This window comes from Pseudomonas sp. VS40 (assembly GCF_018587885.1).
In the GTDB taxonomy this organism is placed as follows: domain Bacteria; phylum Pseudomonadota; class Gammaproteobacteria; order Pseudomonadales; family Pseudomonadaceae; genus Aquipseudomonas; species Aquipseudomonas pergaminensis.
Map to the genome: position 1 here is coordinate 201,034 of NZ_JAGYWD010000008.1, position 13,372 is coordinate 214,405.

General features: G+C 59.7%; 10 protein-coding genes. All 10 read right to left on the minus strand.

Going from position 1 to position 13,372, the window contains the following annotated elements:
* Positions 1-52 precede the first annotated feature (52 nt).
* The 10 genes from KHP07_RS23205 to KHP07_RS23250 all read right to left on the minus strand — a co-directional run bounded on the left by KHP07_RS23205 (position 53) and on the right by KHP07_RS23250 (position 13,226).
* Positions 53-1,453: a flagellin N-terminal helical domain-containing protein gene (locus KHP07_RS23205; protein ID WP_100492395.1), complete on the minus strand. Its 1,401-nt coding sequence runs from the start codon at positions 1,451-1,453 to the stop codon at positions 53-55.
* A gap of 265 nt (positions 1,454-1,718) precedes the next feature.
* Positions 1,719-2,648, minus strand: a complete 930-nt coding sequence (locus tag KHP07_RS23210) for a ketoacyl-ACP synthase III (protein ID WP_214498097.1) — start codon at positions 2,646-2,648, stop codon at positions 1,719-1,721.
* Positions 2,649-2,923: 275 nt separating this feature from the next.
* The gene (locus KHP07_RS23215; protein ID WP_100492394.1) at positions 2,924-4,537 is read right to left on the minus strand and encodes a flagellar hook-associated protein 3; all 1,614 of its coding nucleotides are present in this window, start codon (positions 4,535-4,537) and stop codon (positions 2,924-2,926) included.
* A gap of 14 nt (positions 4,538-4,551) precedes the next feature.
* Positions 4,552-6,606: a flagellar hook-associated protein FlgK gene (flgK, locus tag KHP07_RS23220; protein WP_214498098.1), complete on the minus strand. Its 2,055-nt coding sequence runs from the start codon at positions 6,604-6,606 to the stop codon at positions 4,552-4,554.
* A 10-nt stretch (positions 6,607-6,616) separates the two neighbouring features.
* On the minus strand, positions 6,617-7,888 hold the full coding sequence (gene flgJ / locus KHP07_RS23225; RefSeq protein ID WP_100492392.1) for a flagellar assembly peptidoglycan hydrolase FlgJ: 1,272 nt from the start codon (positions 7,886-7,888) through the stop codon (positions 6,617-6,619).
* A gap of 4 nt (positions 7,889-7,892) precedes the next feature.
* On the minus strand, positions 7,893-8,981 hold the full coding sequence (locus KHP07_RS23230) for a flagellar basal body P-ring protein FlgI (protein WP_033901075.1): 1,089 nt from the start codon (positions 8,979-8,981) through the stop codon (positions 7,893-7,895).
* Positions 8,982-9,008: 27 nt separating this feature from the next.
* Entirely contained in the window at positions 9,009-9,704 is a 696-nt protein-coding gene (gene flgH / locus KHP07_RS23235; protein WP_028617341.1) for a flagellar basal body L-ring protein FlgH, read from the minus strand.
* Between the two features lie 53 nt (positions 9,705-9,757).
* The gene (gene flgG, locus KHP07_RS23240; RefSeq protein WP_005790105.1) at positions 9,758-10,543 is read right to left on the minus strand and encodes a flagellar basal-body rod protein FlgG; all 786 of its coding nucleotides are present in this window, start codon (positions 10,541-10,543) and stop codon (positions 9,758-9,760) included.
* Positions 10,544-10,614: 71 nt separating this feature from the next.
* Positions 10,615-11,355 (minus strand): flagellar basal body rod protein FlgF, encoded by a 741-nt coding sequence (locus tag KHP07_RS23245; protein ID WP_078049631.1) that lies wholly within the window; start codon positions 11,353-11,355, stop codon positions 10,615-10,617.
* Positions 11,356-11,663: 308 nt separating this feature from the next.
* Positions 11,664-13,226, minus strand: a complete 1,563-nt coding sequence (locus tag KHP07_RS23250; RefSeq protein ID WP_078049632.1) for a sigma-54-dependent transcriptional regulator — start codon at positions 13,224-13,226, stop codon at positions 11,664-11,666.
* Between the last annotated feature and the right edge of the window lie 146 nt (positions 13,227-13,372).

The following is a 13,372-nucleotide window of genomic DNA, read 5'->3' on the forward strand; positions in this document are numbered from 1 at the left end:
AAGACGAAAGGGCACGTAAACGCGCCCTTCCGTCAGTTACCAAGCGCGCTGATTACTGAAGCAGTTTCAGTACAGCGGATGGCAGTTGGTTAGCCTGCGACAGGATCGCAGTGGAAGCCGACTGCAGAGTTTGTTGCTTGGTCAGTTCGGCGGTTTCAGCAGCGAAGTCGACGTCCTGAACAGTGGAACGTGCAGCGGTGGAGTTCTTCTGAATGTTCTGCAGGTTATCTACAGTAGTGGTCAGACGGTTCTGGGTAGCACCCAGACCGGAACGCACGCCGTCGATGGTGCCGATGGCTTTGTCGATAACAGCCAGGGCATTCTGAGCGTTGGTAGAGCTGGTGACGTCAGTCTGAGCAACGCTGGTTTTGGTCGATGCGGTAACGGCACCGAACACACCGGCGGCGCTTGTGCCGGTCAGCGAATAGCCGCTGGCCGAATCCAGGTTGACAGCACCAGTAGCGATCACGGCGTTGGCAACCGCCACGTCGGCACCGAACTTGCCCGAACCATCTTTGGTAGCGACAGTCACCGAAGCACCAGCAGTCACAGCGCTGAACGCGATGTTCTCACCCGAGTCGGATTTTACAGTCAGTACATCTTTGGACTGATCGTAGCTAACGCTGATGCCAAGCTTGGCAGCGTTGGACTTCAGTTGGTCAGCCAGGTTGGCGTTGCTGGTAACACCGATGAAGTCGACCTTCTGGCCACCCACATCCATGGTGAAAGTAGCAGGAGCAGCAGTAGCGGCAGTCTTGTCGACCTTGAACTGAGCTTCAGTGCTGGCAGTAGCGGTCAGGCCACCGATCGCGCCGTTCATGCCTTTGGCGATGTCTTTAGCCGAAGCGTTGGCAGCAACGTCAACGTCTGCGGTTTGACCGTTACCGGTCACGGTGATTTTGCCAGCTACAGCCAGGATGGTGCCGGACTTGATTTGCTGCGAACCGATGTTGTTCGCTGCAACGTTGTCCAGGCTCAGGTTGATGGTTTCGTTAGCGTTGGCGCCAACCTGAATAGCTTTGGTACCGTACGAACCGTCCAGCAGCTTCTGGCCACCGAAAGTAGTGGTCTGGGCGATACGGGTCAGTTCCGAAGTCAGGGCCTGGTATTCGTCGTTGTTCGACTTACGGTCGTCAGGGCTTAGGGAGCCGGTTGCCGAGGACAGAGCCAGGGTACGCATTTTTTGCAGAATGTCGGTCGAAGCCTGCATTGCGCCTTCAGCGGTCTGCGCGATGGAGATACCATCGTTGGCGTTTTTAACTGCTTGACCCAGACCGTTGATTTGGCTGGTCAGGCGGTTGGAGATCTGCAGGCCGGCAGCATCATCTTTGGCGCTGTTGATACGCAGACCGGAAGACAGGCGCTGCATGGAAGTGGCCAGGGAGCCGCCAGCTTTGTTCAGGTTGCCCTGAGTAGTGATCGAAGCAATGTTGGTGTTTACTGTTAAAGCCATGACGAAATCCTCGTTGGATGGATACTGCGGCTTCCGGCCCTGGCAACCGCCGGGTGTGGCCTGAGAACCTACGTAATAGTTATCGTCGTGCTAGCCGGTTGCTTGAGGATTTTTTTTGATTTTTTTACTGGCGCCGTGCCACCCCTTGCAATTCAAGGGTTTACGCGGACCCCAAACCCCGTTTTCATTGGGTTTTCTGGCGCCAAATAAAAAACGCCGATGATCTTTCGATCATCGGCGTTTTTTTGTGGACGCTATCAAGGCATCAAGGGCGATAGAGAATTGCCGAGCCCCACGACAGGCCCACACCAAAACCGCTGATAGCCACCCGCTTCCAGGTGGCGTCCATCACGTGCTTTTCCAGCAGCAAGGGAATGCTCGACGACACGGTGTTACCGGTCTCGACCATGTCCTTGATGAACTTGTCCACCGGCGCATCTTCAAAACGACGCGCCACGGCGTCGACAATCGCCGCACTGCCCTGGTGAATGCAGAAGGCATCGATCTCATCCGCCTTGAGCTGCGACTCATCGAGCAGCTCGTGCAAGTGCGCCGGCACCTTGAGCAAGGCGAAGTTGAAGACCTGGCGACCGTTCATAAAGAACACGCCATCGCTGACCTTCAGGTGCGGCGCGCCGGAGCCGTCGGTGCCGAATTTGGATTTGCCCAGCAACCACGGCGCGTCTTCACCCATCCAGGTGGCGGTAGCGGCGTCGCCGAACAGCATGGTGGTGTTGCGATCTTCCGGGTCGACGATCTTCGAATACGGGTCGGCAGTGATCAGCAGGCCGTTTTTCAGGCCGGCGGCTTCCATGAAGCCCTTCATCGCGTAGATACCGTAGACGTAGCCGGAGCAGCCCAAGGAAATATCAAAGGCCGCGACGTGGGTCGGCAGGCCGAGCTTGTCCTGGACGATGGCGGCCGTGTGCGGCAGGCCTTCTTCATCACCGTTCTGGGTGACGACGATCAGCGCATCGATGGACTCGCGCTTCAAATCCGGGTTATTGGCAAACAAAGCGTTGACCGCCTCGACACACAGATCGGAGGTTTCCTGCGCGGCATCCTTGCGCGGCAGGAACGCCGAACCGATCTTGCCAATGATGAATTCTTCATCCTTGGCGAATTTGGCACCCTGGGCGTAGTTATCGATCCCGTCTGCCGGCACGTAACTGGCGATGCTTTTTATGCCAATCATTGTGGCTTCCCAATACTAAATAGCTGGAGAACACCCCTGGGCCACGCCCGGAGTGCTGACAATAAAGGGGATAACCCCATAAAAATCTCGCTGAAAGCCGCCTCGCAAGGACCCTGTGACGACTTATCCTTTTCACACGATACAGTGAAGATGCGCTTTATGACTCACAGGTCACTCAATTTTGTGTGCTTTATGCAAAACCTTCAAACAATTAAATCCCAGAAACGACAACGGCCCGCCCTGTTTCCAGGGCGGGCCGCTTGATGTAGTGCCACTTACATCTTGTTGAAGAGGCTCAACTGGGCGATTTTCACAAAAGCCAGCTGAGAGGCTTGGAGCATGGTTTGCTGCAATGCCAGGTTGATCGCTGCTTCGCCCATGTCGATGTTGGCCAGGTCGCTCATGGTGCTCTTGTTGGCCGTGCCAATACTGGTGTTTTCCGCAGATTGGATATCCAGTGCGTTCATGCGCGCACCGATGGAGCCGCGCACGTTATCCAATTGTGTGCGGGAGTTGGCAAGGTTGCTCAAAGAAGCATCCAGAGTGTCCTTGAGCTTGACTTGTGCAGCCGGGTTACCGTCCGCCGGCTCTTCCAGGGCCTGGCGCAATTGGCTGAGGGTATCCAAGGCACTCTGTGTTTTTTTGGTGCTGGCCCCCACAGCGAACTGATCGCCGGCAGACGGCGTTCCTAGAGGAGTGCCGCCACTTATATCAAACGTGATGCCGGCTGCAGTAACGGTGGTCGCCCCTCCGGTGTCACCGCTGGCAATCGCCTTGCTGTTGGTTGTGTAGGGCTGGGCATACACTTCATAGGCGGTGGAACTGGTGAATTTGATCACCGCACCGCTATTAGGGAAAGTGCTGGCATAGTCTGCCTGACTACTGACTCGGGCACCTGTCAACTGGACGGTTGAGAGGTTGCTCGGGGTTCGTGAAACACTGAAGGTATCCGGCTTGGTCTCCAGGGTAAAGGCACGATCCTTGACCAACGCATCAGATTCCGCACCAGGCGTGACACCTTTGAGGTTCAAGGAGATTTCAAACTTCACACCACGCAGCGCAACAGTGGAACTGCCCTCTTTGGTGGAGTCGAATGTGCCGTTGCCGGGAATTTCAGATGTGACATCGTTGCCATCTTTGTCCGACACCTTGTACTGGGTACTGCTGGTAAAGGTCAGCTTGTAGGGTTGGCCATCAGCAAATTTGCGGGTGTAGTCAGTGCCCGAGGTGACCAACCCAGCGGACAGCGAAACCTTGTTGTCATTGACCGCTGGCGGAGCCGGCGGGACAGTAGCCGGCTGAATCCACTTGGCTTGCGTACGCCCAGAGTTGACCGCACCTTCCAGGACATTTTTACCGGTGTCACCTGCAGCGACGTTCAGGGTGTCAGACACTTGCAGGCTCAAGGGCGTTTCGTCGCCTTGATAACTGTAAGTACCATCGCTGTTACGAGAATACGGCGGTGTCTGAGTCGTTGACCCGGAAAATATATAGTTGCCAGACGAGTCCTTGCTGTTGAGTAGACCTAATACCTGATCCTCGATGGCACCGACTTCACTGGCAATGGACTTGCGATCGGCGTCACTGACTGAACCGCCCGCACGGAGCGCCAACTCACTGGCGCGCTGCATGGCGTCGTTGATTGCATCAAGCACACTTTGCTCGTTTGTCAGCGAGTTTTTCAAGCTGGTGATGTTGCCATTGAACTGACCCAGCATGTCCTTCTGCTGCTGCAACATTAGCAGGCGCGCCGCTGCAACCGGATCATCCGCAGCAGTTTGCACGCGTACGCCGGAACTCGCCTGATCCTGAGCCTTAACCACACCGGAGTAGTTCTCCGTGTACTTGGCGGAGCTGGTTTCAAAATACTGCTGTGTAGAAATACGCATCGTCCCAGACTCCTTTAAAGGGCATTGATCAGTGTGCTGAAGGTTTCTTGCGCAGCTTTGATAATCTGCGACGACGCGGTGTAGTACTGCTGAAACTTGATCATGTCGCCCGCCTCTTCATCCAGGTTGACCTGGGAGACCGAGTTGCGCGCATTCTTGTTGGCGGTCAGCAGCGCCCCGGTGGCCGTGCTGTCGGTACCGGCCGAAGCGGCCTTGGCGCCGACCGTCGAGACCAACTTGCTGTTGGCCCCCACCAGGCTGGTGCCGCCGCTGCCATCGGCCGCCGTGCCTACAGTCGCCTTGGTCTGCAGGTTGATCAGTTGCTGGGCGTTGCGATTGTCGGACTTGCCGGAGGCATTGAACGAGAACGTCGTGCTGTCGCCGTTAGCCGGCGAACCGCCCACCGTGGTGTCGAAACTGAAGCTCTTGGCCGGCACCACCAGGGCACCGTTGGCATCGCGCATCGGCACGTTGATCGTGACCTTGTTGCCCTGCCCCGGAACAATGCTGCCGGTGCCGATCGGGTTGCCCTGGGCATCATTGAGTGTGTACGGCTGGGTGCCGTCGGCTGCCGGCTTGCCGAATACCATCTTCACCGGCATCGAATGTTCAATCCCCGTGCGCAACTGGGCAGTGGCGGCGCCGCCCTGGATATCCAAAGGCACCGTCAGGGTCGGCGGGGTAAACGTGCCGGTACCTTCGTTGGTCTTACTGGCCTGCCCGGATAGTGGCGCGGCAAAAGCGATCTTGTTCGGATCCGTCATCACGGTGCCAATGTCCTGGGCACCATTGGCGGTCGGGCTGACCTTGAAGCTGTCCCCGGTAGCCATCGGCCCCTTGCCGTCGAGCGCCAACGTGAAACCATCGATCACGGCCGGTGGCGTGGCGGTGACGTCAAACGTCCCCATGGCCTTGCCATCGGAACGCACCACGGTGACGTTGTTCGGGTTGGCGCTGTCGTTGAAGGTGACCTTGTAATCGAAATTGGTCAGCTTGCTGCTGTCCTTGATCGACACGTTCAGGTTGCCGGAACCCGCGCTGTTGCCACCCGAAGCCTGGCTTCGCTGGGCAATGGCCGCGGCGCTGTTGATGTCCTTGAACAGCGAGCTGCCGAACTGGCCGTTGAGGTCCAGGCCCTGGCCCAACTGGTTGTTGATGGTGTCTGCGGTGGCGATGGCGATGCGCCCCAGGTCATTGATGGCAGGCATCAGGACATCGCTGCGATAACGCAACAGACCACCGATGCTACCGCCGCTGAGCACGTTGCCCAGATCGAGCGACTCACCGCCGCCCACGTTGAGCTGGATGGTGAACTGGCTGGTGTCGTTCTTGCTCGGTACGGCGGAGATGGTGTTGAACTGGTCACCCAATACCAGCGACTGGCCGGAACCGGTGCTGACGCTGAAGATGCCATTCTTCTCTGTGGCGGTCACGCCGACCAATTCGTTCAGCGAACGCACGGCTTCGGCACGCGCGTCCAGCAGGTTGGCCGGGGCCGTGTTCGACGAACCCTGCACCTGGGCGATCTGCTTGTTGAGCGAGGCAATGGACGACGTCAGCTTGTTGACCTGGTCACTCATCGACGACAGCTGGCTGTTGATGGTTTCTTTCTGCTGGCCCAACTGTGTAGAGATCGAGTTGAAGCGATTGCTCAGCGCCTGCGCCTTGGTGATCAACACCTGGCGGGCCGAGACATCGCTCGGGTTGGCCGAGGCAGTCTGCACGGCCGAGAAGAACTCACTGAGCACAGCCGACATACCGGTGGTCTTGTCCGACAGGGTCTTGTCGACAGCGCTGACCTGGTCGAGGTAAGCCTTGGCATCGCTGTTGAGCGAGGTGCTGTTCTGGTAGGCCGCGTCGAGGAACTCGTTATACACCCGGCGCACATCGGCCAGGGTGGTACCGCTGCCGATGTACACACCACCGTACTGGTTGGCCGCACTGGCGTTCTGGGTGGTCTGCTGACGCGAATAACCCGGAGTATTGGCGTTGGCAATGTTATTACTCAAGACCGACAGCGATCCTTGAGAGGCATTGAGCCCTGACATCCCGATACTGAGCAAACTCATGGTTCAGACCTTATAAATGTGTGGTTGCGCCAGCGGCAGCGTAATTCTGGTAACTGTCCATCGTTTTGGCGATCTGCGAAATCTTGCTGGCATAGGCCGGGTCGGTGGCGTAACCGGCTTTCTGCAACTCGCGTACAAACTGTTCCGGGTTGTCGGCCGATTTGATGACTTCTTTATAGCGATCATTGCTTTGCAGCAAGGTCACCAGGTCGTGGAAGCTGTCCTGGTATGAGGCGTAGGAACGGAACTGCGCCGTTTCCTTGACCATCGCCCCATCCCGGAACTCGCTGGTGATTGCACGTGCCTGGCCGCCCTGCCAACTCTGGCCGGCCTTGATGCCGAACAGGTTGTGGCTGCTGCTGCCGTCTTCGGCGCGCATCACCGATTTACCCCAACCGGTTTCCAGGGCAGCCTGGGCCACCAGGTACTTCGGATCGACACCGATGCGCGCGGCGGCCGCCTTGGCCATCGGCAACATGGTGGCGACAAATTCATCCTGCGAACTAAAGGCTTTCTTCGCCGGTGCCAAGGGTGGCTGGGCCACGGCGCGGCCATAGACCTGCATGCGCCCGCTCGGCACGGCGAAGGTGCGCGCGCTGCTGTTGATCACGTTGTCATCGGCCACGCTGTTACGCAGCGGCGCGCTTTTGGCATCGATAGCAACGGGCGCGTTCGGCACGATGCCGGCCAGCAGGCGATCGGTCAGCTTGCTCGGCAAGGCGATGCGACGCTGGTTCATCAGCTCCATGTCGTTGCTGTGGGACGCCGCGGCGCCGGCCTGCGGCTCAGCCACTCGGTACGCCCACAACGGACGCTGGCCATTGGAGCGGCCCAGCGGCCCTTCGGCCTGGGTGCCTGCCGCAATCTCGGTCGGCACATCGACTTTCTTCTCAGGCGTGGTACCTGCAGGGCCCTGCAAGGTGGCGGCCTGGGCCTCCACCGGCTTGTTCTTCTGCATCTGGCGCATCAGCACGTCGGCCAGGCCGATACCACCGCCCTCGCGGGACATCGAGACGGCCAGCTGCTGGTCGTACATTTCCTGGTATTGCTTGGCGGCCGGCGTGTTCATCGGGTTGTCTTTACCCAGCGCCTCGGTAGCCGAACGCATGGACTTGAGCATCTCGCTCAAGAACAGCGATTCGAACTCCTGCGCGACCTTGCGCATGTTGCCTTCGCTGTTCTTGTCGGCACCGACCTTGAGCTGGTTAAGCCGGTTCAGGTCGGAGTAAGACCCCGAATCCGCCGTGCTGCTGATCCCGCTCTTGCGCATATCCATGACCATGGCCTCAGATCACGATCAGGTCGGCTTGCAAGGCGCCGGCCTGTTTCAATGCTTCGAGGATCGCCATCAAGTCGCCAGGCGCTGCGCCCACCTGGTTCACCGCGCGGACAATCTCGTCCAGGGTAGTGCCAGGGCCGAACTTGAACATCGGCTTGGCTTCTTGCTGGGCATTCACCCGCGAACGCGGCACCACCGCCGTCTGGCCGTTTGACAACGGGCCAGGCTGGCTGACGATCGGGTCTTCGGTGATGGTCACGGTCAGGCTGCCGTGGGTCACGGCCGCAGGCGAGACCTTGACGTTCTGGCCGATCACGATGGTGCCGGTGCGCGAGTTGATGATGACTTTGGCCACGGCCTGGCCAGGGTCGACTTCAAGGTTTTCCAGGATCGACAGGTAGTCGACGCGCTGGCTCGGGTCCAGCGGCGCCGTCACACGGATCGAGCCGCCGTCGATGGCCTGGGCCACGCCCGGGCCGAGCATGTCGTTGATCTTGTCGACCACGCGCTTGGCGGTGGTGAAGTCGGAGCGGTTGAGGTTCAGGGTCAGGCTGTTGCCCTGGTTGAAACCACTTGGCACGGTACGTTCAACCGTGGCGCCGCCCGGGATACGCCCGGCCGACGGCACGTTGACGGTGATCTTCGAACCGTCGCGACCTTCGGCGTCGAACCCGCCTACCACCAGGTTGCCCTGGGCGATGGCGTAGACGTTGCCGTCGATACCCTTGAGCGGCGTCATCAGCAAGGTGCCGCCGCGCAGGCTTTTCGAGTTACCAATGGACGACACGGTGATGTCCACCACCTGACCCGGTTTGGAGAACGCCGGCAGGTCGGCGCTGATCGACACTGCCGCGACGTTTTTCAGCTGCACGTTGCCCGACCCCGCCGGCACCTTGATGCCGAACTGCGAGAGCATGTTGTTGAAGGTCTGCAGGGTGAACGGGGTCTGGGTGGTCTGGTCACCCGTACCGTTGAGCCCCACCACCAGGCCATAGCCGATCAACTGGTTGGAACGCACGCCGGAAATGCTGGCGATGTCCTTCAGGCGTTCGGCCTGGGCGACAGCGCTCAAGGAAAGCAGGAGTGCGGCCGCCATCAGCTGTTTGAAGTTCAAAGTGGCCACCTAGAAAGGGAACAGCGGGCTAAGGAAGAAACGGTCGAACCAGCCCGGCTGACTCGCATCAGCAAACGAACCCGTACCCGAGTAGGTAATGCGCGCATCGGCAATCCGTGTGGACGGCACGGTGTTGTCGGTGGAGATGTCATCGGCGCGGACCATGCCGGCAATGCGCACCAGCTCGTCGCCGGTGTTGAGGGTCATCCACTTTTCACCGCGCACGGCGATGATGCCGTTGGGCAATACGTCGGCCACGGTCACCGTGATCGAACCGGTCAGGCTGTTGCCCTGCCCTGCCGCGCTCTTGCCGTTGGTGGCACGATCGCCGCTGTAGCCGGCGCTGAGGCTGAGGTCGCCGTCACCCAATGGATTATTGGTGTTGGGCACCGCGCCGAACAACGAAGTCAGGCCGAGGTTGGCCTTGCTGGTCTTGCCGATCTGCGAGTTAGCGTTCTTGCTGGCCTGGGTGCGCTCGTTCAGGGTGATGGTGATGATGTCACCGACCCGGAACGCCTTACGGTCGCTGTACAGGTTCTGTTCGAAACCGGCCTGGTAGATCGAGCCATTATTGGCAGCCGCCGGCAACGGCGTGCGTGGCAACACCGGCGCGTAGTACGGGTCATTGGGTTTTGGCGTCGGGGCGACACAGCCCGCGAGCACGGCAATCCCACTCAATGCCAGAACAGAAACATAGCGATTCATGACCCTTACCTCACGGTGTTGCAGGCGCCCTCAAGAGCGCCCCATAGACTTGATTACAGATTCTGCGTTACGAACGAAAGCATCTGGTCGGCGGTGGAAATCACCTTGGAGTTCATCTCGTAGGCGCGCTGGGTGGTGATCATGTTGACCATCTCCTCAACGGTGCTCACGTTGGAAGTTTCCAGGGTGCTTTGCAGCGTGGTGCCGAAACCATTCAGGCCAGGGGTGCCGATCTGCGGCGCGCCGCTGGAGGCGGTTTCCAGGAACAGGTTGTTGCCCATCGCCTGCAGGCCGGCCGGGTTGATGAAGTCGGCGGTTTGCAGGTTGCCGATCACTTGCGACGCCGGGTTGCCGGCCACGGTGATGGACACGGTGCCGTCGTTGCCGACGGTGAAGGTCTTGGCGTCGGCGGGGACGACCACGGCCGGTTCCAGGGCAAACCCGTTGGCGGTGACGATCTGGCCATTGGAGTCCAAGTGGAACGTACCGTCACGGGTGTAGGAAGTGGTGCCATCCGGTTGCAGGATCTGGAAGAAGCCACGGCCGTTGATGGCCATGTCCAGCGGCTGGCCGGTCTGCTGCAGGTTACCGGCGCTGAAGTTCTTCTGGGTGCCGACGATCTGCACACCGGTACCCAATTGCAGGCCCGACGGCAGTTCGCTGTCCTGGGTCGACTGGGCGCCCGGCTGCTTCTTGATCTGATAGAGCAAGTCCTGGAACTCGGCACGGTCACGTTTGAAGCCCGTGGTCGACACGTTAGCCAAGTTGTTGGAAATGGTGGTCAGGTTGGTGTCCTGGGCGGACAGGCCTGTTTTGGCAACCCATAGAGCCGGAAGCATGCTGTTCTCCTTCGTGCGCCTGTTTGTTGGCGCTGCGCTGCAAAATTAGTAGTGGGTCAGTGACGCGGCGATCAGCTCATCTGCATGACGCGCGTCATGGCCTGGTCGTCTTCCTTGGCGCTGTTCATCATCTTGATGTGCAGCTCGAACTGCTTGGAAAGCGCCAGCACCGCGGTCATTTCTTCCACGGCATTGACGTTGCTCGCCTGCAGGAAACCCGAGGTCAGCGTAACGTTCGCGTCAGCCTGGGCTGGCTGGCCATCCTTGGTGTGGATGGTGCCGTCCAAGCCTTTGTTCATGTTCTTCAGGTCCGGCTGGACCAGCTTGATGCGGTCCACTTCAGCCATCACCCGCGGGCCTTCGCCCATGGCGCGGATGCTGATGGTGCCGTCGGAACCCACTTCGATTTTCTGCTGTGGCGGCACGGCAATCGGACCACCGTTGCCCATGATCGGCATGCCGTTGCCGGCACGCAGCACGCCCAATGCGTCGACGTTCATGCTCGCGCTGCGCACGTAGGCTTCGCTGCCGTCCGGGGTCTGCACGGCCATCCAGCCATTGCCGTTGATGGCCACGTCCAGGTCCCGACCGGTTTCGATCATGGCGCCAGGGGTGAAGTCGGTGGCTGGGCGCTCGGTCATGGCAAACGCCCGCGCCGGAAAGCTGTCACCGAACACCGGCATCGAACGCGCCTGCTCCAGGTCACGTTGGAAACCATTGGTGGAAATGTTCGCCAGGTTGTTGGCATGGGCCTTCTGCGCCAGAGCATTCTGGCTGGCGCCGGTCATTGCCACATAAAGGTACTTGTCCACGCTCTTTCCTCTTTCTGACGGACGCTTGCCGCCCACCGCTGTACTGATGAGGCTTAAGCAATTTGCGAACCAACTTTTGAAAACAGGGAGAAGTGCAGGCGGGGCGGGGGTTTGCGGCGAGGCGTGAGGATTGCCGGGTTGAGCGCGAGTCGAAAAAACGGCGGACTACTGCCGCCTGCGGCAAACGCCGTCCTTGAAAACGACAAAGATCAAATGTGGGAGGGGGCTTGCCCCCGATGGCGGTGGATCAGTCACATCACAACTGGCTGACACTCTGCCATCGGGGGCAAGCCCCCTCCCACCTTGGGTTATTTATCGCTCTTAAGGATTTCGTAATCGCGCAGTTTATTGGCGATGGTGGTGTGGGATACCCCCAGTCGCTTACCCAACTGCCGGCTGCTGGAATGCTCAGCGTACAAGGCTTCCAACACCGCTTTCTCAAACCGCCCGACGATGTCTTCCAGGCCACCTTCCAGGGAGAAGTCGCCAAGCGGCTGACGCACGCCATAATCGGGCAAGCGGATATGCTCAACCTTGACCATTCCGCCGTCGCACAACGACACCGCCTGGAACAGCACGTTTTCCAGCTGCCGCACGTTGCCTGGCCAGTGGTAGTGACTCAGGCGATCCATCGCGGCGGGAGCCAGCTTCGGCAGCGGGCAGCCGATTTGCCGGCTGGCCTGGTCGAGAAAGTGCTCGACCAAAGGCCCCAGGCCGTCAAGGCATTCGCGCAGCGGCGGGATATGCAGGGACAACACATTGAGGCGGTGGTAGAGGTCCTGGCGGAATTCGCCACGGGCACACAGCTCGGACAAGTCCACCTGGGTCGCGCAGATCACGCGCACGTCCAGGTACACCTCTTCATCACTGCCTACACGTCGGAAGCATCCATCCTGCAAAAAACGCAGCAACTTCACCTGTAGCCGCGCGCTCATCTCCCCGACACCATCGAGAAACAGCGTACCGCCCGCCGTCAGTTCCAATAGCCCCAACTTGCCTTCGGCCCGTGCGCCTTCGAACGCGCCGGGACCGTAGCCGAACAGCTCGGTCTCGGCCATCGACTCTGGCAAGCCCGCGCAATTAAGCGCCATCAACGGCGATTGCCCACGCGGGCTGGCCAAGTGACAGGCGCGCGCCAGCAGTTCCTTGCCGGTGCCGGTTTCGCCTTCTATTAATAGAGGCGCATCCAGCGGCGCCATGCGCCGGGCTTCGCGCACCACGGCGGCCATGACTTTGGAGCTTTGGAAGATGCTGTCGAAGCCACGCAACTCCTGCTTACGCACGTTGTAGATGCGCTCACCCACGCGGTCGGCGCGGTGCAGGGTCAACACGGCGCCGGCCATGGCCTCGCTGTCATCATGCTCGGAGGATTGCAGCGGCGCGATGTCCGCCAGGAACACGTCACCCTTGACCTTGACCCGCAGGCCGTTGATCCGCGATTTACTGGCGCGCACCAGCTCCGGCAAGTCGAAGTCCTCGGCATACCGCGACAACGGAATGCCCGGCACCTCATCCACCCGCACCCCGAGCAACTGCGCCGCCGCGCGGTTGGCGGCGACGATAGAACCGCCCATATCGATGGACAGCACCGGAAATTCCAGGGCGCCGAGCAGCGCGTTGAGTTCCATGTGCCGACGCTCACTGGGCATCAGCCCTACCCTTTTGACCCCGAACACTCCGGCAATCGCCTCGAACTGCGGGCGCAGCGCCTGGAACTGCATGTTCACCAGATTCGGGCAAAACAGGTAGATGGCATTGCCATGCTCACCGCCGACCTCGCCCTTGGCGACGTTGACGCCGTACTCCACCAGCAGGTTGAGAATGTCCCGCAGGATGCCAATGCGGTTCTGGCAGTGCACTTTGATACGCATGAAGAGGCCCGAAAAGTGGGGAGGCGCCGCGTCTTTTTTTCGCTGGCGCAGATAGTCGTCAAGATTATGTGACAGCTTGCAGGCTTTTCCCAGCCCAATGCAGCGGCCAGCCTCACAAGCGTAACGAATACTTTACGAAAAATGGT

Bases quoted from the DNA above. Each gene is read 5' to 3' on its own strand.
- KHP07_RS23205 (WP_100492395.1), bottom strand. From the start codon at position 1,453: ATGGCTTTAACAGTAAACACCAACATTGCTTCGATCACTACTCAGGGC.
- KHP07_RS23210 (WP_214498097.1), bottom strand. From the start codon at position 2,648: ATGATTGGCATAAAAAGCATCGCCAGTTACGTGCCGGCAGACGGGATC.
- KHP07_RS23215 (WP_100492394.1), bottom strand. From the start codon at position 4,537: ATGCGTATTTCTACACAGCAGTATTTTGAAACCAGCTCCGCCAAGTAC.
- flgK (WP_214498098.1), bottom strand. From the start codon at position 6,606: ATGAGTTTGCTCAGTATCGGGATGTCAGGGCTCAATGCCTCTCAAGGA.
- flgJ (WP_100492392.1), bottom strand. From the start codon at position 7,888: ATGGTCATGGATATGCGCAAGAGCGGGATCAGCAGCACGGCGGATTCG.
- KHP07_RS23230 (WP_033901075.1), bottom strand. From the start codon at position 8,981: ATGGCGGCCGCACTCCTGCTTTCCTTGAGCGCTGTCGCCCAGGCCGAA.
- flgH (WP_028617341.1), bottom strand. From the start codon at position 9,704: ATGAATCGCTATGTTTCTGTTCTGGCATTGAGTGGGATTGCCGTGCTC.
- flgG (WP_005790105.1), bottom strand. From the start codon at position 10,543: ATGCTTCCGGCTCTATGGGTTGCCAAAACAGGCCTGTCCGCCCAGGAC.
- KHP07_RS23250 (WP_078049632.1), bottom strand. From the start codon at position 13,226: ATGCGTATCAAAGTGCACTGCCAGAACCGCATTGGCATCCTGCGGGAC.